Origin of the sequence: Streptomyces spectabilis (genome assembly GCF_008704795.1) — a bacterium.
Lineage (GTDB): Bacteria > Actinomycetota > Actinomycetes > Streptomycetales > Streptomycetaceae > Streptomyces > Streptomyces spectabilis.
Window position 1 is genome coordinate 3,944,013 of record NZ_CP023690.1, and the last position, 17,723, is coordinate 3,961,735.

20 protein-coding genes and 1 riboswitch are annotated in these 17,723 nt (G+C 72.6%); of the genes, 10 read left to right on the forward strand and 10 right to left on the reverse strand.

Translation table 11 applies throughout. The annotated features are described in order from the left end of the window. Positions 1-43 precede the first annotated feature (43 nt). On the forward strand, positions 44-352 hold the full coding sequence (locus CP982_RS17055; RefSeq protein WP_150511330.1) for a hypothetical protein: 309 nt from the start codon (positions 44-46) through the stop codon (positions 350-352). Positions 353-366: 14 nt separating this feature from the next. Here the strand turns inward: CP982_RS17055 and CP982_RS17060 are convergent, their stop codons facing one another. Together CP982_RS17060 and CP982_RS17065 are read right to left on the reverse strand one after the other, a co-directional pair. Next, positions 367-825 (reverse strand): hypothetical protein, encoded by a 459-nt coding sequence (locus CP982_RS17060; RefSeq protein WP_150511331.1) that lies wholly within the window; start codon positions 823-825, stop codon positions 367-369. Between the two features lie 117 nt (positions 826-942). Beyond that, complete coding sequence (locus tag CP982_RS17065) at positions 943-2,307, reverse strand: DUF445 domain-containing protein (protein WP_150511332.1); 1,365 nt, start codon at positions 2,305-2,307, stop codon at positions 943-945. Between the two features lie 237 nt (positions 2,308-2,544). Here CP982_RS17065 and CP982_RS17070 point away from each other — a divergent pair, with 237 nt between their 5' ends. The 3 genes from CP982_RS17070 (at position 2,545) to CP982_RS17080 (ending at position 6,024) form a co-directional block, all read left to right on the forward strand. Further along, positions 2,545-3,879: an SGNH/GDSL hydrolase family protein gene (locus tag CP982_RS17070; RefSeq protein ID WP_150511333.1), complete on the forward strand. Its 1,335-nt coding sequence runs from the start codon at positions 2,545-2,547 to the stop codon at positions 3,877-3,879. A 166-nt stretch (positions 3,880-4,045) separates the two neighbouring features. Further along, positions 4,046-4,249, forward strand: coding sequence for a cold-shock protein (locus tag CP982_RS17075; protein WP_007502648.1), 204 nt, complete (start codon positions 4,046-4,048; stop codon positions 4,247-4,249). Positions 4,250-4,338: 89 nt separating this feature from the next. Further along, positions 4,339-6,024, forward strand: a complete 1,686-nt coding sequence (locus tag CP982_RS17080) for a DEAD/DEAH box helicase (protein ID WP_150511334.1) — start codon at positions 4,339-4,341, stop codon at positions 6,022-6,024. Between the two features lie 30 nt (positions 6,025-6,054). Here the strand turns inward: CP982_RS17080 and CP982_RS17085 are convergent, their stop codons facing one another. Next, positions 6,055-6,429: a roadblock/LC7 domain-containing protein gene (locus CP982_RS17085; protein WP_150511335.1), complete on the reverse strand. Its 375-nt coding sequence runs from the start codon at positions 6,427-6,429 to the stop codon at positions 6,055-6,057. A gap of 405 nt (positions 6,430-6,834) precedes the next feature. Between CP982_RS17085 and CP982_RS17090 the strand changes: the two genes are divergently transcribed. From CP982_RS17090 to CP982_RS17105, 4 genes are all read left to right on the forward strand, one after another. Then, positions 6,835-7,257 carry a hypothetical protein gene (locus CP982_RS17090; protein WP_150511336.1) on the forward strand — a complete coding sequence of 141 codons (423 nt, stop codon included), beginning with the start codon at positions 6,835-6,837 and terminating at the stop codon, positions 7,255-7,257. Next, positions 7,254-8,081, forward strand: coding sequence for a transcriptional regulator (locus CP982_RS17095; RefSeq protein WP_229879150.1), 828 nt, complete (start codon positions 7,254-7,256; stop codon positions 8,079-8,081). The genes CP982_RS17090 and CP982_RS17095 overlap by 4 nt, the downstream gene beginning before the upstream one ends. Before the next feature lie 85 nt (positions 8,082-8,166). Continuing rightward, positions 8,167-8,553: a roadblock/LC7 domain-containing protein gene (locus CP982_RS17100; RefSeq protein ID WP_372503371.1), complete on the forward strand. Its 387-nt coding sequence runs from the start codon at positions 8,167-8,169 to the stop codon at positions 8,551-8,553. A 56-nt stretch (positions 8,554-8,609) separates the two neighbouring features. Beyond that, positions 8,610-8,984, forward strand: a complete 375-nt coding sequence (locus CP982_RS17105) for a hypothetical protein (RefSeq protein WP_150511337.1) — start codon at positions 8,610-8,612, stop codon at positions 8,982-8,984. A 31-nt stretch (positions 8,985-9,015) separates the two neighbouring features. Here CP982_RS17105 and CP982_RS17110 read toward each other — a convergent pair whose 3' ends face one another. The 4 genes from CP982_RS17110 to CP982_RS17125 all read right to left on the reverse strand — a co-directional run bounded on the left by CP982_RS17110 (position 9,016) and on the right by CP982_RS17125 (position 12,573). After that, positions 9,016-9,879, reverse strand: a complete 864-nt coding sequence (locus CP982_RS17110) for a DUF1707 SHOCT-like domain-containing protein (RefSeq protein WP_150511338.1) — start codon at positions 9,877-9,879, stop codon at positions 9,016-9,018. 10 nt (positions 9,880-9,889) lie between these two features. After that, positions 9,890-10,858 carry an ABC transporter ATP-binding protein gene (locus CP982_RS17115; protein ID WP_150511339.1) on the reverse strand — a complete coding sequence of 323 codons (969 nt, stop codon included), beginning with the start codon at positions 10,856-10,858 and terminating at the stop codon, positions 9,890-9,892. A gap of 7 nt (positions 10,859-10,865) precedes the next feature. Then, entirely contained in the window at positions 10,866-11,687 is an 822-nt protein-coding gene (locus CP982_RS17120) for an ABC transporter permease (protein ID WP_229879171.1), read from the reverse strand. A gap of 64 nt (positions 11,688-11,751) precedes the next feature. Beyond that, the gene (locus CP982_RS17125; protein WP_150511340.1) at positions 11,752-12,573 is read right to left on the reverse strand and encodes an ABC transporter permease; all 822 of its coding nucleotides are present in this window, start codon (positions 12,571-12,573) and stop codon (positions 11,752-11,754) included. A 203-nt stretch (positions 12,574-12,776) separates the two neighbouring features. Between CP982_RS17125 and CP982_RS17130 the strand changes: the two genes are divergently transcribed. Continuing rightward, positions 12,777-15,740 (forward strand): transglycosylase domain-containing protein, encoded by a 2,964-nt coding sequence (locus tag CP982_RS17130; protein WP_372503372.1) that lies wholly within the window; start codon positions 12,777-12,779, stop codon positions 15,738-15,740. 75 nt (positions 15,741-15,815) lie between these two features. Here CP982_RS17130 and CP982_RS17135 read toward each other — a convergent pair whose 3' ends face one another. From CP982_RS17135 to CP982_RS17145, 3 genes are all read right to left on the reverse strand, one after another. Beyond that, a complete protein-coding gene (locus tag CP982_RS17135; RefSeq protein WP_150511341.1) occupies positions 15,816-16,136 on the reverse strand; it encodes a DMT family transporter in 321 nt (106 codons plus the stop codon). Between the two features lie 30 nt (positions 16,137-16,166). Then, a riboswitch (guanidine-III (ykkC-III) riboswitch) is annotated at positions 16,167-16,237 on the reverse strand. Positions 16,238-16,279: 42 nt separating this feature from the next. After that, on the reverse strand, positions 16,280-16,582 hold the full coding sequence (locus tag CP982_RS17140) for a GroES family chaperonin (protein ID WP_051707732.1): 303 nt from the start codon (positions 16,580-16,582) through the stop codon (positions 16,280-16,282). Between the two features lie 97 nt (positions 16,583-16,679). Next, positions 16,680-17,006: a DUF3618 domain-containing protein gene (locus CP982_RS17145; RefSeq protein WP_150511342.1), complete on the reverse strand. Its 327-nt coding sequence runs from the start codon at positions 17,004-17,006 to the stop codon at positions 16,680-16,682. Between the two features lie 143 nt (positions 17,007-17,149). Here CP982_RS17145 and bcp point away from each other — a divergent pair, with 143 nt between their 5' ends. After that, on the forward strand, positions 17,150-17,617 hold the full coding sequence (gene bcp / locus CP982_RS17150) for a thioredoxin-dependent thiol peroxidase (RefSeq protein ID WP_150511343.1): 468 nt from the start codon (positions 17,150-17,152) through the stop codon (positions 17,615-17,617). The last annotated feature ends 106 nt before the right edge of the window (positions 17,618-17,723 follow it).

Consider the following 17,723-nt stretch of genomic DNA (forward strand, 5'->3'; position numbering starts at 1 on the left):
GGCCATAGAAAGCATCCAAAGACAGCCCGAAGGCGAGGCAAGCATGGCGAAGGTCCAGGTACCCGCGGCAGCCGTCGCGGCGGGTGGGCTCGTCGGTGGGTACGCCACCGCCCGCCTCACCAAGAAGCGGCCCCTCGGCGGGGTCGTGCTCGCCGCTGCCGGGGCCGTGGCCGTCAAGGGGTGGCGGGAGCGGGCCGGGGGCAAGGTCGCCGCCGGGCTCGGGGCGGCGTATGTCGCGGCCTTCGCCGGGTCGCACCCGCTCGCCAAGAAGGTCGGCGCCTGGCCCGCCGTGTTCGGGGTCGCGGGTGCCGTGGGGCTCGCCTCGTGGGTCGTGGCCGACCGGCGGCGTTAGGAGGGCGGCGCCGCCTACGCGCCGCTCCCGGTACGCCGACCCGCCCGCGGCCGAGACCGCCGCTGCGGCCGGAACTGTCGTACGAACCCCGCCACCGCGAGCACCACACCCCCACCAGCCACCACGAACACCACCCAGGCCACCGGCCACAGTGACGCGTCCGGGGACTCGTGGGTCAGGAACGAGGCCAGGAGGAGGCCGGCCGGGGGCGTGGCCACCACCGGGAGGACCCAGTACAGGCGGTCGCGGTAGCCGAAGTAGGCCGCGAGGGCCAGGACCGTGACGACGACACCGGTGATGCCCGCGTCCGTGACGGGGGACGTCTCGTCGATGTCGCCCGGCGACGCGGCGCGGTTGCGCAGGTCCCAGGGCAGGAAGAGGAGATACGTGGCGGCCGCCAGGCCCGCGCCGAGCAGGCGGACCATCCCGCGCTCCAGGAGGGGGCGGGCGGGCAAGGGGCTCAGTGCGTTCATGTGTACGACGATGGTGCGCGGGCGGTGGGCTCCGCCTGAGTACTCGTACTCAATTCCCTTCCGCGTGAGCACAGTTCCCCGCGCCACGCCCCCTCCGCCGGGGGGCCGGCGGCACCGTCAGCCGACGAACAGCCGCGACACCGAGTAGATCGCCAGGCCCGCGAGCGACCCCACCACCGTGCCGTTGATGCGGATGAACTGGAGGTCGCGGCCGATGTGCGCCTCGATCTTCTTCGAGGTGTGGTCGGCGTCCCAGCCGGCCACGGTGTCGGTGATGAGGGACGTGATCTCGTCGCGGTACGTCGTCACGACGTACACCGCGGCGCCCTCCACCCAGCCGTCGACCTTCTCCTGGAGCCGGGCGTCCCCCGCCATCCGCGCGCCCAGCGAAAGGAGCGCCGCCCGCACCCGCAGGCGCAGCTCGCTGCGCTCGTCCTCGGCGGCGGCCACGATCATCTGGCGGACCGCCGACCAGGCGGAGGCGATCACGTCCTGCACCTCGCCGCGGGCCAGGACCTCGCGCTTGAGGTGCTCCACGCGCGCCCGGGTGTCCGAGTCGGACTGCAGGTCGGCGGCGAAGTCGGTGAGGAAGCGGTCGAGGGCGCCGCGCGCCGGGTGCTGGGGCATGTCGCGCATCTCGGTGACGAAGCGGAGCAGCTCACGGTAGACGCGCTCGCCGACCTTCTTGTCGACGAAGCGGGGGGTCCAGCCGGGCGCGCCGCCCTGCACCGCGTCCATGACCTGGTCCGCGTGCACGACCAGCCAGTCGTGGGCGCGGACGCACACCAGGTCGACGAACCGCTTGTGGCCGCCGTCCGCGACGACCTTCTCCAGCATCTTCCCCATGCCGGGCGCGATCTCCTGCGCGTCCGCGCGGCGCGTGATGGCCTCGCCGACGACGGCCTGGACGTCCGAGTCGCGCAGCACGGTCAGGGCGCCGCGCAGGGCCGTGGCCAGCTCGGCCGTCACGCGGTCGGCGTGCTCCGGCTCGGCGAGCCAGGCGCCGAGGCGGCTGCCGATGCCCACGGCGCGCAGCCGCTGGCGCACGACGGACTGGGAGAGGAAGTTCTCGCCCACGAAGTCGCCCAGAGAGGCGCCGAGCTGGTCCTTCTTCTTGGGGATGATCGCGGTGTGCGGGATGGGGATGCCCAGCGGGTGGCGGAACAGGGCCGTGACCGCGAACCAGTCGGCGAGCGCGCCGACCATGCCCGCCTCCGCCGCGGCCGCGACGTATCCGGCCCAGGCGCCCGCGCCCTCGTGCTGCGCCCACTTCGCGAGGACGTAGACGACCGCGACGAACAGCAGCAGGCCCGTCGCCGTGAGCTTCATCCGGCGCACGCCGCGCCGCTTCTCCTCGTCCGCCGCGCTGTAGGTGAAGGCGCCCGCGCCCGTGGCGCCCGCTGCCGGGGGCGTCACACCCGTGGCAGGGGCGTCCCGCTCTGTGACCGCTTCGGACCGGTCCGTGCCCTTCGTGCTTTCCATTCCGCAGCGCCCCGTCTCACGTGGTTCGTCGTACGCATTGTCCCTTCAGGGACCTTCCCGGGCCCCTTCAGAGCGAGTACCGGGTCCCCCACAGACCGACTCCCGGAACGAACCGTGAGTTCCCGGCGTCTGAGTGGGCGGAGGGGGGCAGTGTCGGCTTCCTCGCGGCCCATGACGCATCATGGGGTCATCACACCGGAGCCTCGGGCTCCCTCTGCCCGAGGAGAAAAAGGCCGCATGACCAAGCGTCACGGTTATGCACTGCTGGCCGCTTTGCTCGCGGTCACCCTGGTCGTCTCGGCCGCCATATACCTCGGCGTCACGGGCGCCGACGACACCAAGGACGGGCTCGGCGCGAGCCCCCGCGCACCGCGCAACTCCGCGGCCCCCGCCTCCGCGGGCACCTGGGTCGGCACCTGGTCCGCGTCACCGGCGGGCGCCGAGCCCGGCACGGAGGCGAACGGCCTGGCGGGCCGCTCCGTGCGCAACGTGGTGCACACCAGCGTCGGCGGCGACAGCGCCCGCGTCACCCTCTCGAACCTGTACGGCACGCGGCCGCTGACGATCACGCACGCCTCCCTCGCGGTGGCCGCCGCCACCAACACGCCGGACGCGGCCCCCGGCACGCTGCGCCGCCTCACCTTCCGGGGCGAGACGTCCGTCGTCGTCCCGCCCGGCCGGCAGATCGTCAGCGACGCGGCGCGCCTGCGCGTCCCGCACGACGCGGACCTGCTGGTCACCACGTACTCTCCGACGCCCTCGGGGCCGGTGACGTACCACCCGCACGCGCGCCAGATCTCGTACGTGGCCGACGGCGACCGGACCGAGGACGCGGTCGGCTCCGCGTACCACGAGCAGAGCCCGTACTGGCGGTACGTCTCCGCCGTGGACGTCCTCAGCAGCGACACCAACGGCACGGTCGTCGTCATCGGCGACTCCATCACCGACGGCATCACGTCCAGCATGGGCGCCAACCGCCGCTGGACCGACGTGCTCGCGGACCGGCTGCGCCAGGAGACCGGCGCGCCGCGCTACAGCGTCGTGAACCAGGGCATCAGCGGCAACCGCGTCCTGTCCGACGGGCGTCCCGGCCGGTCGGCCGAGGCCCTCGCGGGCAACCCCAGCGGCCTGTCCCGCTTCGACCGCGACGTGCTCGGCCGCAGCGGCGCCAAGGCCGTCGTCATCGCCCTCGGCATCAACGACATCCTGCGCAACCCGCGCCAGGCCGACGCCCGGCGCATCCTCGACGGGCTTCGGGAGCTGACCCGCCAGGCCCACACCCGCGGCCTGCGCGTCGTCGGCGCCACGCTCATGCCCTTCGGCGGCCACCGCGGCTACACCCCGGCCCTGGAGGCGGTGCGGCAGTCCGTCAACGCCGAGATCCGCTCCGGCGCGGTCTTCGACGACTTCGTGGACTTCGACAAGGCCCTGCGCGACCCGTACGACCCCCGCAAGCTCCTCGGCCGCTACGACTCGGGCGACAGCCTCCACCCAAGCGACGCGGGCTTCCGCCGCATGGGCGAGACCTTCGACCTTTCGGACCTGAAGGGGTCGGGCGCGGCCGAGCTCTGAGAGCACGGTCACACGCGATCGGCGTCGGGCTGTGCTAATGTGGCCGCGTTGCAGTTGTGGTACCCATGAACCTATGTGCGCCTGACGGGAATGCTATCCATCGGGCGCATTATTTGTGTTTCCGGCATCTCCGGATGGGGCCTCTGCCTACAGCAAGGAGAATGTCATGGCACAGGGAACCGTGAAGTGGTTCAACTCGGAAAAGGGCTTCGGCTTCATCGAGCAGGACGGCGGCGGCCCTGACGTCTTCGCCCACTACTCGAACATCGCCACCCAGGGCTTCCGCGAGCTCCAGGAAGGCCAGCGCGTCTCCTTCGACGTGACGCAGGGCCAGAAGGGCCCGCAGGCGGAGAACATCGTCCCCGCCTAATCGCGCCGGACGCGTATCCGCTGGCCGGGGTCCGTACCGTCACGGTGCGGACCCCGGTTTGTGCTTTTTCCAGGAAGGCAAGTACCCGCATGTCCCGCAGGCCCCAGAAGCCGAATCGGCGCGCGTCGTCGTCCACGGCGACCACGTCGTCCCGGTCCGCCCGGCCGGCCAGGACCTCCAAGCCGTCGGCGTCCAAGGCGCCGTCCGTGAAGGAATTCCGGCTGCCCGAGAACACGACCCCCGCGCTTCCCGCCGTCGAGGACTTTGCTGACCTGGACATGCCCACGGGGCTCCTCAAGACCCTGGCCGCGCAGGGGGTGACCACCCCGTTCCCGATCCAGGCCGCCACGCTGCCGAACTCGATCGCCGGGCGCGACCTGCTCGGCCGCGGACGCACCGGCTCCGGCAAGACGCTCGCGTTCGGCCTCGCGCTGCTCGCCCGCACGGCCGGCCTGCGCGCCGAGCCCAAGGCGCCCCTCGCCCTCGTCCTCGTCCCCACGCGTGAGCTCGCGCAGCAGGTCACGGACGCGCTGACCCCGTACGCGACGGCCGTGAACCTCCGGCTCGCCACCGTGGTCGGCGGGCTCTCCATCACCAAGCAGGCCGCCACGATCCGGCGCGGCGCCGAGGTCCTGGTGGCCACCCCCGGGCGGCTCAACGACCTCGTGGAGCGCGGGGACTGCGTACTCGGCGACGTGCGCATCACGGTGCTCGACGAAGCCGACCAGATGACCGACATGGGCTTCCTGCCGCAGATCACCAAGCTGGTCGAGCGCGTACGGCCCGGCGGTCAGCGGCTGCTCTTCTCGGCCACCCTCGACCACAACATCGACCGGCTGGTGCAGCGCTTCCTGACCGACCCCGTGGTGCACTCCGTGGACCCGTCCGCGGGCGCGGTGACCACCATGGAGCACCACGTCCTGCACGTGCAGGACGAGACCGACAAGAAGGCCGTCACCACGCGCATCGCCGCCCGTGACGGCCGGGTGATCCTCTTCCTCGACACCAAGCGGTCCGCCGACCGGCTCGCCAAGCGGCTCCTGGCCGTCGGCGTCCGCGCGGCCGCGCTGCACGGCGGCCGTTCCCAGCCGCAGCGCAACCGCACCCTGGAGCAGTTCAAGAACGGGCAGGTCACCGCCCTGGTGGCGACGAACGTCGCAGCCCGGGGCATACACGTCGACGATCTCGACCTGGTCGTGAACGTCGATCCCCCCGCCGACCACAAGGACTACCTCCACCGCGGCGGCCGCACGGCCCGCGCCGGTGACTCCGGCAGCGTGGTCACGCTGGTCCTGCCCGAGCAGAAGCGGGAGGTCACCCGGCTCATGTCGGACGCGGGCATCCGCCCCCGGACGGCCCGTGTGACGTCGAGCGACGCGGAGCTGGCCGACATCACCGGCGCCCGCGAGCCCTCCGGCGTGGCGGTCACCATCGAGGTGCCCCAGCCGACGGCACCGGCGGCCGCCCGCTCCGGCCGGACGTCCGGCTCCGAGCCGCGCAGGCGGTCCGGGCGCGGACGCCGCGGGGGCGGCGGCGCCAAGGCCACGACGGCCGCCGGCGGTACGACGACGGGCGCGAGCACCGGCCGTGGCTCCGGCCGCCGGACCGCGTCCGGTACGAGTGCCGGTACGGGTACCGCTGCCGGTGCCGCCTCCGGCAAGGCCGTCCGCGGCTCCGGTCGGCGTACGACCGCGGGCGGGGCCAAGAGCGCAGGCGCGGGCACCGGCCGCCGCGGCGCCGACCGCCAGGGCGGCCGCCGGGGCTCGGCGGCCTAGTCCTCGTACGGGCGGGGGGGGCTCCGGCCGTCACCCCCCGCCCGTCAGGATGGTGTCGATCCGCCTCAGGACCGGCTGGGACTCCCGGTGCAGCCGGTCGAGGTCGAGGCCTTCGTCTCCCAGGACGACGAACAGGGCATGGTCCCCGACCGCGTACACCGCCGCGCAGCCGCGGCTGCCGTACGACACCGCCCCGCGCAGCGTGCCCCGCTCGGTCATCGCGACCATGCGCCGGGAGAGGCCCAGGCTGGCCGCGGCGAGCGCGGCGAGGCTGTCGGCGTCGATTTCCTGGTCGGTGTCGGACACGATGAGCAGTCCGTCCACCGCCGCCACGGCCGTGTCCGTGACGCCCGCGAGCTGCTCGCGCAGCCCTCGCATCTCCCTCGTCAATGCCTCGTGGTTCATTCTCCGGCCCCCCTCGCGCGTACGGTGCGCGGTGCGCGCACCTGGCCGGTGGCGGCCCGCCGGCACGGCATCGGGGGCATGTCTAGCAACCGGCGTGCGCCCTCCCGCCGCATTCGCACAATGTGACGGAATGTGGCCCGGCCCGCGGATCGGGAATCGCTTTCCTTTCGATCGAGCGACTGTTTACTTCTGCTTCACCCATTCCGGGGAGACATTCGCTCATACGCCCGGAGTACCGCCGAAACGCGTCAGGGAATGGACGCCCTGCGGCACGGTCCTGTCGTTCCCGGACAGGTTCCGATGGAATGCGCCAGGTCCTTCCGCAGATGTTGTGAAGGTGCATAACCTCCGCGTCACCGCAGCACGGCACGCGAGCCGCCGCGCCGCGAGGGGAGGGGAGCCCGGGTGTCCGGAATCGACGTGTGTCTGTACGAAGTCATGGCCCTGCCGGGTGCGCGGGGCGCCGCCCTCGTCGACTGGACGTGCGGTCTCGCGCTCGGCTCGGCGGGCGAACCGCCGCGCGGAGAGCCCGAGTCGGCCGCCGTCGAAGCGGCGGAGCTGGCCCGTCTGTCCATGGAGTACGGCACCTTCCGGTCGCCGGACGGCGAGACACCGACGGACGGCGAGGCACCGCCGGGCCCCGGCGCGACCGGGGCCGTCGAGGACCTGATCGTCACCACCCGCACCGCCTACCACCTGCTGCGGTTCGTCGAGACCGGCCACGACAGCAGCGTGTTCCTGCATCTGTGGCTCGACCGCGACACGGGGAACCTGGCCGTGGCGCGCCTGTGCCTCAGGGACGCCGCCCGACGACTGGTCCTGGAGTGAACGCGCCCGCGCCGCCGACCGTGCGGACGGCCCTGCCCGCCCGGTCCTCGCCCCTGCTGCGCCTGGCCGCGGAGGGCGCCACCGGCGCGCTGCTGCGCGACACCGGGACGATCTACCTCACGAAAGGCATGGTCAGCCACGCCGAGAGCGCCTCGGCCCCCGGCGTCGACGTCCTGCTCGTCGCGGGCGGGCGGCTGCCGCGCGCGGTCTGGGACGAGGCGGCGGGCCGCGCGGGCCCCCGGCGGCAGGTCGGCGGACACCTGGTCACCGAGGGGCACCTCACCTCCGGCGAGCTGGAGATCTGCCTGCTGACCGCGTTGTACGACGCCGCCCTCTTCGCCCTGGCACCGGGCGGCGGGCCGACCCGCTTCCGGCGCGGCGTCGGCCACGGCATCGGCACGGTGCGGCCCGTGCCCGCCGACGCCGTGGAGCGGGAGGCCCGCCGCCGCAGACGGCTGCTGGACAGCGCCTGGCCCGGCCCGGCCATCGACACGGCGCCCCTGGTCCGGCGGCGGGTACCGCCCTGCGGTGGCGGGAGCGTGCCGCTGCGCCAGCGCGCGCTGCTCGACCTGGCCGACGGCCGCCGCACACCGGCCGACCTGGCGCGGCTGCTCGGCCGTCCCGTCTTCCACGTCCTGCTCGAAGTGCGCCGCCTGGCCGTCGCGGGTCTGATCGACCCGCCGCGCCCGCCGCCGTCCGGACCCGACGTCCCCGACGTCCCGCCCCGGGACTCCCCCGCCGCCCGCCCCTTCGCGGCGGACGGCTTCACCTCGCCCGACACCGCCCTGCTCCGCCGGGTCCGCGACGCCCTGGAGGCCCTGTGACGCCCCGCGGCACGGCCCCGGGCGTGAGTGCCCCGTGAGGGGGCGGTCCGCATGGCGCCGCGCCTGGAGGAGGCAGCTGACGGCGGTGGAACCCGACGTGCTCGACGAACTCGGACGGCTGCGGGCCCGGATCCCCCGGCTGACCGGCGCCCTCGCGGCCGACACCGGCGGCCGCGTCCTCGCCCGGGACACCACCGACATGGGGGCACAGCACCTCGCCGCCCTCACCGCGGACGCCCTCCAGGCGGCCCTGCGGCTCGCGGACGCCGCGGGCCAGGGGCTCGCGGGGGAACTCCTCATCCATGGCGAAGGAGGCTACGTCGCGGCGTACGCGGCGGGCCCCACCGCCGTCCTGACCCTCCTCGCGGAGCCGGGCGTCAACGTGGGCCGGCTCCAGCTGGAGGGCCGCCGGTCCAGCGCCCGCATCGGCGAGCTGCTCGACGGGGCGCTCGAACGACTGGAGAACTCCTGACCATGACTCCTCCCACAGCCCGCTCCACCAACAGACGAAAAGGAAGTGCGAGTCATATGTTCAACACCGAAACGGCTCTCAAAGAGGCGATGACCGCCATCGACGGCACCCTCGGTGTGGCCCTGGTCGACTACAGCAGCGGGATGGCCCTCGGCACCCTGGGCGGCAGCAAGGAACTCGACCTCTCCGTGGCCGCCGCGGGCAACACCGACGTGGTCCGCGCCAAGGTGCGCACCATGGAAATGCTCGGCCTCAAGGGCGAGATCGAGGACATTCTGATCACCCTCAGCGAGCAGTACCACCTGATCCGGCTGCTGAAGTCCCGCAACAACAGCGGCCTCTTCCTCTATCTGGCACTCGACAAGGGCAAGGCGAACCTCGCGATGGCCCGGCACCAGCTCCGGCGCATCGAGACGGAGCTGGACGTCTGACCGCCGCGGCGGCCCGGCGGGGGCGGGCGGGCTACTGCCCGTCCCCGCCGTGGATGCCGTGGTGGTTGTCCTCCGCCCGGCGGCGGTGGAGCTCGTGGCGCTCCTTGTGCCGCTCGTGCCGCTCCTGGTGCCGCTCCCGGTGTTCGAGACGCCGGCTCTCCCGCTCCTCCAGCCTCTCCTGGCGGCGCTGCTCCTTCAGGCGCTGCCGCTCCGCCTTGCGGAGCTTGCGCTCGACGTTGACGCCGCCCATGAGGGCGAAGCCGGTGACGGTCACGCGCGGGGAGCCGGGCGTGCCCTCGCCGGTGGCGTCGTCGCCGAAGCCGCCCATGATGCCGAAGCCCTTGACGGAGACGTTCAGTTCGGGCGGCACGGTGACCTGGATGCCACCCATGATCGTGAAGCAGCGGATGACGACCTCGCGGTCGGCGAAGCGGGCCTCGCGCAGGTCGATCTCGCCGCCGCCCCACATCGCGAACGAGGTGAAGAGCCGCCCGACGGTCCAGCCGCCCTTGCGGTTGAAGCCGCTCCAGAAGGCGAAGGCGCCGCCGGAGGTGGGCTCTGTGCCCTCGACCACGCGCTCCGCCCAGTCGATCTCCGTCGACCCGTCGTCGGCGGACCGCTTGACCAGGGAGGTCTTCGGGGCGACCGCGCCCGCCGCGGGCAGGTCCCGGGTGAGGGGCGCCAGGTCGCCGTACGTACGGGCCCGGTAGGCCGCGTCCACCCGTTCGTTGAACTCGTCCATGTCCAGGCGGCCCTCGGCCATGGCCTCGCGCAGGACCTCGGCGACACGCTCGCGGTCGGCGTCGGATGCGCGCAGCTCGGGGCTCGGCGAGCCGGGGACGGCCGGCGGCGACGCGGGCGACGCGGGTGGCTGGGAAGACTCGGCGTCCGTCATACCCCGAAGCCTACGAGGTCCCTCTGTCGGCGTACATCTTGGCGATGACGGCCTCGATGTCCGGCTCGCGCACGGAGAGGTCGAGCAGCGGATAGCGCTCGGCGACCGCCGCGACCAGCGGTGCCGCGGAGGCGGCCGCAGGGAAGGCCAGCCACTGCCGGGGGCCCTCGACGCGCACGACCCGCGCCGACTCGACCTCCAGGGGCGGAAGTTCGTGTTCCAGATCGACGACCAGCATGCGCTCGCTCTGGCCCACCTCGTGAAGGCCGTCGAGCGGGCCGTCGTACATCAGGCGCCCGTGGTCGATGACCATGACGCGCTTGCACAGCTGCTCGATGTCGGTGAGGTCGTGCGTGGTGAGCAGGACCGTGGTGCCCGACTCGGCGTTCAGATCGCGCAGGAAGCCGCGCACCTTCGCCTTGCTGACCACGTCGAGGCCGATGGTCGGCTCGTCGAGGTAGAGGACCTCCGGGTCGTGCAGGAGCGCGGCCGCGATGTCGCCGCGCATGCGCTGGCCCAGCGAGAGCTGCCGTACGGGGACGTCCAACAGGGCGCCCAGGTCGAGGAGTTCGACACACCGGTCGAGGTTCTCGGCGAACCGGGCGTCCGGGATCCGGTACATGCGGTGCATCAGGCGGTACGAGTCGACGAGCGGCAGGTCCCACCAGAGCGTGGTGCGCTGGCCGAAGACGACGCCGATGTGCCGGGCGAGGCGGGTGCGCTCGTGGGCCGGGTCGATGCCCGCGACCCGCAGCCGGCCGCCGCTGGGCGTGAGGATGCCGGTGAGCATCTTGATCGTGGTCGACTTGCCCGCGCCGTTCGGGCCGATGTAGCCGACCATCTCGCCGCGCGGCACCTGGAAGGTGATGCCGTCGACGGCCCGCACCTCGTGCCGCTCGCGGCGCAGGAAGCCGGTCTTCTTGCGGACGTCGAAGACCTTCTCGACGCCGTCGAGGGTGATGAACGCGTCGCTGTCCACGAAAGAGTCAGCTCCCTGTGCTGCGGTACGAACGGAGTCCCGCGCGCCAGGCGAGGCCCGCGAGCGCCAGGCACGCGAGGGCCACCAGCGGCGGTGCGAAGGCGGCCCAGCGCGGCAGGCCGAGCGGATAGGCGCGGTCGAGGACGTACAGTCCGGGCAGCCAGTTCACGAAGGCGATCGGGACGACGAACGTGACCCCGCGCACCAGTTCGTCGGCGAAGACGGTCGGCGGGTACTGGAGCAGCGTGTTGCCGCCGTACGTGACGGAGTTCTGCACCTCGGAGGCGTCCTGGGCGACGAACTGGAAGGCCGCGCCGAGCACGAAGACGGCCGCGAAGATCCCGGCGCCGCTGATCAGCATCAGCGGGACGACCGCGGCCTTCAGGGGCGTCCAGGCGATGTCCACGCTCCAGAAGCCGTACGCGAGCACGAGCAGCCCCTGGGTGATCCGGCCGAGGCGGCGCAGCGCGAAGCGGTCGGCCGCGACCTGGGCGAGCACCGGCACGGGACGGACCAGGAGGGTGTCGAGCGTGCCGTCCCTGACCCGGGTGCCGAGCCGCTCCATGGAGCCGAAGGCGAGGTCGGCCACGCCGAAGGCGGTGGACGCCGCCCCGTACAGGAAGGCGATCTCGCCGAGGCCGTAGCCGCCCAGCCGGTCCACCTGGGAGAACATCAGCAGGATCGCGACGAAGTCGAGGCCGGTCGCGGCGAAGTTCCCGAAGGCCGTCAGCGCGAAGGAGGCGCGGTAGGCCAGCGTGGAGCGGATCCACATGGCGGTGATCAGACGGTAGGCGCGCACGCCCTCGCGGGTCCTGGCGAGGGGCCCCAGCGGGGCGCCGAGGCCGCCGCGCTCCGTGCCCGGGTCCTGGTCCTGGTCCTGGTCCCGCAGCAGCTCAGCCACCCTGGACCACCACCCGGCGGGTCGCCACGCCCTGGAGCAGCCGTCCCACGGCGAGCAGCCCGGCCGCCCAGGCGGCCTGGAAGGCGTAGATCGCCAGGAGCCCGGTGCCCGTGTGCTTGCCGAGGAACACGTCCGCGGGCACCTGGAGCAGCGCCGACCAGGGCAGGGCCCGGGCGACCTCGCCGAGGGCGCCGGGGAAGACGTTCAGGGGCAGCAGCATGCCGGAGAAGAACATGCCCGCGAGCCAGGAGATCTGGGCCACGCCCGCGCCGTCCAGGAGCCAGAAGGCGCTGAGCGCCACCAGATAGCGCAGGGCGAAGCTGACGACGACGCCGAGCAGCACCGCGAGGAGCGTCGCGAGCCAGGTCAACGGAGATGTCGGCAGCGCGAGTTGGAAGGCGAGCGCCCCGAAGGTCATCGGCACCACCCCACGGCCCAGAAGGTGGAACGCGGCCCGGCCCAGATCGCTCGCGAGCCACCACGCCTGGAGGTCGACGGGCCGGTGGAGATCGGTGGCGATGTCGCCGGTGCGGACGCGCTCCATCAGGTCCGCCTCGAAGCCGCCGCCCATCGCCGCGACGGCCATCAGGAGGGCCTGACCGAGCCAGACGTACGTGAGCGCCTGCGCCTGGTCGTATCCTCCTAGTCCGGGTCTCTCGTCCCAGAGGGCTTTGTAGGTGTAGGCCAGGATCACCCCGAACACGGTGTTGGTGAACACACCCGCCAGCGTCGCCATCCGGTATGTGGCGAATCTCCGGAAGTTTCCTCCGGCGACGGCCGCGTACAAGCGGAACCGTCCTGTTCTCACGCACATCCCTTTCAGAGAGCCTCGTCCCGCTTCCAGGCCGAGCGGCCCGGACCGCGTGTCCGGACCGAAGCGCAGGAGCCTAATGTGAGCGGGGCCGTCCGTGCCAGGCAATTTCGCCGCGCGGCGCGTGCCTGGTCAGAAGGGCATGCGGAGACAGTGTGCAATGGGTCGTACGAGGCGTACGACGCGAACTGGGAGTTCCGCGAGACATGAGCAGCGACGAGCCGCAGCAGCAGCGTGGCCCCGGGCGCGGGCCCGCTGACGGGCCCGGGGAGCCCGCCGCCCCCGAGGACGGGCCTGCGGCCCCGCGCCAGGACGGCCCCCAAGGGACCCGGCGCCCCGCCGCCGAGCGCCGTCCGGGCGTCCCCGGCGAGGGTGACGGAGCCGCACGCCGGGGTGACCCCGGCGCGGCCCGCGGCCAGGGCGCGCCCGACCCCGCCACCCAGCAGATCCGGCCGGTCACGGACCGCGAAGGGCCCGCCGCGCCGCCGGGCGGCAAGGGCGGCTCCGCGGCCCTGCGCAAGAACGGCTCCGCGGCGACGCCCGGGGGCACCCCGGCCGCTCCCGCGAACGACCCGGCGACCCAGCAGATCCGCCCCGTCCCCGCCGGTGGCAAGAGCGCCAAGGGCGCGAAGGGCGCGGCGGCGGCCACGGCCGCCGCGGCAGGCCCCGCCACGACCCGGCTGCGGCCCGTGCCGCCCGGCGGACCCGGCGCCCGGCACCAGGAGCCCGGGAACGGCGAGCCGCGGGGCTGGGCGCCCCGCGACCCCGATGAAGGCGGCGCGGGGGACGGCGACGGCGCGAGCCCCGCCGGGCCCGCGGCACCCGGCCAGCAGGGCAAGAAGGGCAAGAAGGCGAAGCGGCCCAAGCGCAAGGGCTGGCGGCGCCTGTTCCCGACCTGGCGGATGGTGCTCGGCGCCTTCATCCTGTTCATCCTGCTCGGCGTGGGCGCGTTCATGACGGGCTACTTCCTCGTGAACATCCCGCCGGCCAACGCCATGGCCACCAAGCAGAGCAACGTCTACCTGTACTCCGACGGCACCGAGATCGCCCGCGACGGCAAGGTCAACCGCGAGAACGTGCCCCTTTCGAAGGTGCCCAAGGAGGTCCAGCACGCGGTCCTCGCCGCCGAGGACCGGGACTTCTACAGTGAGTCCGCCGTCGACCCGAAGGCGATGCTCCGCGCGGGCTGGAACACGCTCACCGGCAAGGGCAAGCAGTCCGGTTCGACGATCACCCAGCAGTACGTGAAGAACTACTACCTGGCGCAGGAGCAGACGGTCTCCCGCAAGGTGAAGGAGTTCTTCATCGCGATCAAGCTGGACCGCGAGGTGAGCAAGGACGAGATCCTCCAGGGCTATCTGAACACCAGCTACTTCGGCCGCAGCGCGTACGGCGTGCAGGCCGCCGCGCAGGCGTACTACGGCAAGGACGTCGAGGACCTGAGCGTCGGCCAGGGCGCGTACCTGGCGACCCTGGTGAACTCCCCCAACGCGTACGACGTGGCGACCCACCCGGAGAACAAGCCGCGCGCCGTCGGGCGCTGGAACTACGTCCTGGACGGCATGGTCAAGGAGGGCTGGCTCGACAAGGCCGAGCGGGACAAGGTCAAGTTCCCGATGCCGGAGCAGGCGAAGGGCGCGCCGGGCCTGTCCGGCCAGCGCGGCTACGTCGTGAAGGCCGTGGAGGACTATCTGATCGAGAACCGGATCGTGGACGAGGACGCCCTCAGCACGGGCGGCTACCGCATCACCACCACGCTCCAGAAGCCCCGCCAGGACGCCTTCGTCAAGGCCGTCGACGAGCAGGTGATGTCGAAGGTCGACAAGAAGGCCCGCAAGATCGACAAGAACGTGCGCGTGGGCGGCGCCTCGGTGGACCCGAACACCGGCAAGGTCGTCGCGATGTACGGCGGCATCGACTACACCAAGCAGTTCGTGAACAACGCGACCCGGCGCGACTACCAGGTCGGCTCGACCTTCAAGCCGTTCGTGTTCACCTCGGCGGTGGAGAACGGCTCGGTCACGCAGTCCGGCGCCCAGATCACGCCGAACACCCTGTACGACGGCAACAACCGCCGCCCGGTGCAGGGCTGGAGCGGCGGCTCGTACGCGCCCGCGAACGAGGACGACGTCAACTACGGCGACATCAGCGTGCGCGAGGCCACGGACAAGTCCGTGAACTCGGTGTACGCGCAGATGGCCGTCGACGTCGGCTCGGACAAGGTCAAGGACACCGCCGTCGCCCTCGGCGTCCCGGCGAAGACGCCGGACCTGACCGCGTCCCCGTCGATCGCGCTCGGCCCGTCCACGGCGTCCGTCCTGGACATGACCGAGGCGTACGCCACGCTCGCCAACCACGGCAAGCACGGCACGTACACGCTCGTCGACAAGATCAGCAAGGACGGGCAGGACATCGCGCTTCCGCAGCGGAAGACGAAGACGGCGGTGAGCCGCGAGGCCGCCGACACGACGACGTCGATCCTGCAGAGCGTGGTGCAGTCCGGCACCGGCCGCGAGGCGCTGAACGCGGGCCGTCCGGCTGCGGGCAAGACCGGTACGGCGGAGAACGACAAGGCGGCCTGGTTCGCGGGCTACACCCCCGACCTCGCCACCGTGGTCGCGGTGATGGGCCAGGACCCGGTCACGGCGGCGCAGACGCCGCTGTACGGGGCGCTCGGCGAGGCCCGCATCAACGGCGGCGGCTACCCGGCGAAGGTGTGGGCGCAGTTCACCAGGGACGCCCTGGAGGGCAAGCCCGCCAAGGAGTTCGAGCTCCAGCTGGAGCCGGGCTCGGAGGAGCCGGTCGCGCCGGATCCCGCGCAGTCGGCCCAGGAGCCGGACGAGGACGCGGACACCGGCGGCGGTGACGGTGACGACGGCGGTCAGGCCGACGGTGGTGCCGCGGACGGCGGCCAGCAGGGCGGCCAGAACGGTGGCCAGCAGGGCGGCCAGCAAGGCGGCCAGCAGGGCGGCGGCGACCAGGACGGCCAGAACCAGGGCCAGAACCAGGGCGGCGCTGCCGACGGCGGCGCGGCCGACGGGGGCGGCGCCGCGGATGGCGGCGGGGCCGACGGCGGGGCCGCGGACGGCGGCGGGGACCAGGGCGGGGCCGCCCAGGGGGCCCTTGGTGAGCTCACCGTGGGGCCCAGTGGGCGGGCCCGCTCCGATTGACAGTGCCGGTGCGTGGGGGCTGGGCGCGCCCACGCGGCGGAGCCGCACATAGACACGGCCCCGCGCCCCTCCCGGTTAGTGACCGCTGGTCGCCTTCAGGCCCACCACCGCGACCAGCAGCAGACACACGAAGAAGATCCGGGCCGCGGTGGTCGGTTCGCCGAGGGCGACCATGCCGACCACCGCGGCGCCCGCGGCGCCGATGCCGACCCACACGCCGTAGGCCGTGCCGATGGGGAGCGTCTTGGCCGCGTACGACAGCAGGATCATGCTCGCGACGATGCCCGCGCCGGTGAACACACTCGGCCACAGACGGGTGAACCCCTCGGTGAACTTCATGCCGATCGACCAGCCGACTTCGAGCAGACCGGCGACGATGAGCAGGACCCAGGCCATGACGGCACCTCCGAGAACGAGACTTCAAGGGGTGCGTCGTCTTTGCGGGGCCCGGTACGGCGCGTCTCGTCGGGGTCCCTCCACGGTAGCAAAGGGCAGACAAAAGGGCTGGTGACACTGGTCACCAGCCCTGAAAGCCCCGGTTACAGATAGAGCCCCGTCGAGTCCTCCGAGCCCTCGAAGCGGTCCGCGGCCACCGCGTGCAGGTCGCGCTCGCGCATCAGCACGTACGCGGTGCCCCGCACCTCGACCTCGGCCCGGTCCTCCGGGTCGTAGAGCACCCGGTCGCCCGGCTCCACCGTGCGCACGTTCTGCCCGACGGCCACCACTTCCGCCCAGGCCAGTCGGCGGCCGACGGCCGCCGTCGCGGGGATCAGGATGCCGCCGCCGGAGCGGCGCTCGCCCTCGGCGGTGTCCTGGCGCACGAGCACACGGTCGTGCAGCATCCGGATCGGCAGCTTGTCGTCGTGGGTGCTTGATTCCTGTGTCTTGGCGCTCACGCCCCGAACCTACCTGCCCGCACGCGCCCTGTACGCCCCCGGGTCAGCCCTTGCGACGGCGGGAGCCGACGGCGACGAGCCCCACGAGACCCACGACCACCAGGGCCACCGGCAGGATCCGCTCCAGGCGCGGCTGGCCGTCCGGCGAGACGAGCTGGCCGCGCACGTCGGAGACGAAGCGGTTCGCCCCCACGTAGGCCCGGCCGAGGGTGTTGTCCACGCTCGCCGCGACCTTCGCCTTCGCGTCGCCGACGATCGTCTTCGGGTGGACCCGCACCCCGATCTCGTCGAGGGTCTCGGCGAGCTGCTCGCGCCGGAGCTTGATGTCCGCCTCGATCTGCGCAGGGGTCCTGGCATCCGCATCCGACACCGGGCTGCCTCCGTGGGGTGTGTACTTGTACTCGGACCTCCACAGTCTGTCAGCTTCGCCCGCTCCGCACCCCACGGCACCCCTATTACGCTCGTCTCCGTCACCACAGCTTGGTGCGTACGCGCACCGTGAGGAGCCCAAGAATGAGCGAGCGACTGCAGCCCGGCGACACCGCCCCCGCCTTCTCCCTGCCCGACGCCGACGGCCGGCAGGTCTCCCTCGCGGACCACAAGGGCCGCAAGGTGATCGTGTACTTCTACCCGGCCGCCCTGACCCCCGGCTGCACCAAGCAGGCCTGCGACTTCACGGACAATCTGGACGCCCTGGCGGCCGCCGGCTACGACGTCATCGGCGTCTCCCCGGACAAGCCGGAGAAGCTCGCGAAGTTCCGCGAGAAGGAGAACCTGAAGGTCACGCTGGTCGGCGACCCCTCCAAGGAGACCCTGGAGGCGTACGGCGCCTTCGGCGAGAAGAAGCTGTACGGCAAGACGGTGACGGGTGTGATCCGCTCGACCGTCGTCGTGGACGAGGACGGCAAGGTGGAGCACGCGTTCTACAACGTGAAGGCCACCGGGCACGTCGCCAAGATCATCCGCGACCTCGGCATCTGACGGCCGGGGCCAGGTGCCGGTGAGTGTGAGATAGCCCCCTCCGAACGGGGTCCCTCGTTTGCGATCGCGGGCTCGGAGTAGGCGTCCTGGAGGACCACCCGCTCCG

What these genes read in the sequence shown, in the direction of transcription:
- CP982_RS17135 (WP_150511341.1), bottom strand. Translation starts at nt 16,136, where the DNA reads ATGGCCTGGGTCCTGCTCATCGTCGCCGGTCTGCTCGAAGTCGGCTGG.
- CP982_RS17125 (WP_150511340.1), bottom strand. Translation starts at nt 12,573, where the DNA reads ATGTGCGTGAGAACAGGACGGTTCCGCTTGTACGCGGCCGTCGCCGGA.
- CP982_RS17085 (WP_150511335.1), bottom strand. Translation starts at nt 6,429, where the DNA reads ATGAACCACGAGGCATTGACGAGGGAGATGCGAGGGCTGCGCGAGCAG.
- CP982_RS17070 (WP_150511333.1), top strand. Translation starts at nt 2,545, where the DNA reads ATGACCAAGCGTCACGGTTATGCACTGCTGGCCGCTTTGCTCGCGGTC.
- CP982_RS17105 (WP_150511337.1), top strand. Translation starts at nt 8,610, where the DNA reads ATGTTCAACACCGAAACGGCTCTCAAAGAGGCGATGACCGCCATCGAC.
- bcp (WP_150511343.1), top strand. Translation starts at nt 17,150, where the DNA reads ATGAGCGAGCGACTGCAGCCCGGCGACACCGCCCCCGCCTTCTCCCTG.
- CP982_RS17130 (WP_372503372.1), top strand. Translation starts at nt 12,777, where the DNA reads ATGAGCAGCGACGAGCCGCAGCAGCAGCGTGGCCCCGGGCGCGGGCCC.
- CP982_RS17055 (WP_150511330.1), top strand. Translation starts at nt 44, where the DNA reads ATGGCGAAGGTCCAGGTACCCGCGGCAGCCGTCGCGGCGGGTGGGCTC.
- CP982_RS17080 (WP_150511334.1), top strand. Translation starts at nt 4,339, where the DNA reads ATGTCCCGCAGGCCCCAGAAGCCGAATCGGCGCGCGTCGTCGTCCACG.
- CP982_RS17075 (WP_007502648.1), top strand. Translation starts at nt 4,046, where the DNA reads ATGGCACAGGGAACCGTGAAGTGGTTCAACTCGGAAAAGGGCTTCGGC.
- CP982_RS17060 (WP_150511331.1), bottom strand. Translation starts at nt 825, where the DNA reads ATGAACGCACTGAGCCCCTTGCCCGCCCGCCCCCTCCTGGAGCGCGGG.
- CP982_RS17110 (WP_150511338.1), bottom strand. Translation starts at nt 9,879, where the DNA reads ATGACGGACGCCGAGTCTTCCCAGCCACCCGCGTCGCCCGCGTCGCCG.
- CP982_RS17065 (WP_150511332.1), bottom strand. Translation starts at nt 2,307, where the DNA reads ATGGAAAGCACGAAGGGCACGGACCGGTCCGAAGCGGTCACAGAGCGG.
- CP982_RS17140 (WP_051707732.1), bottom strand. Translation starts at nt 16,582, where the DNA reads ATGCTGCACGACCGTGTGCTCGTGCGCCAGGACACCGCCGAGGGCGAG.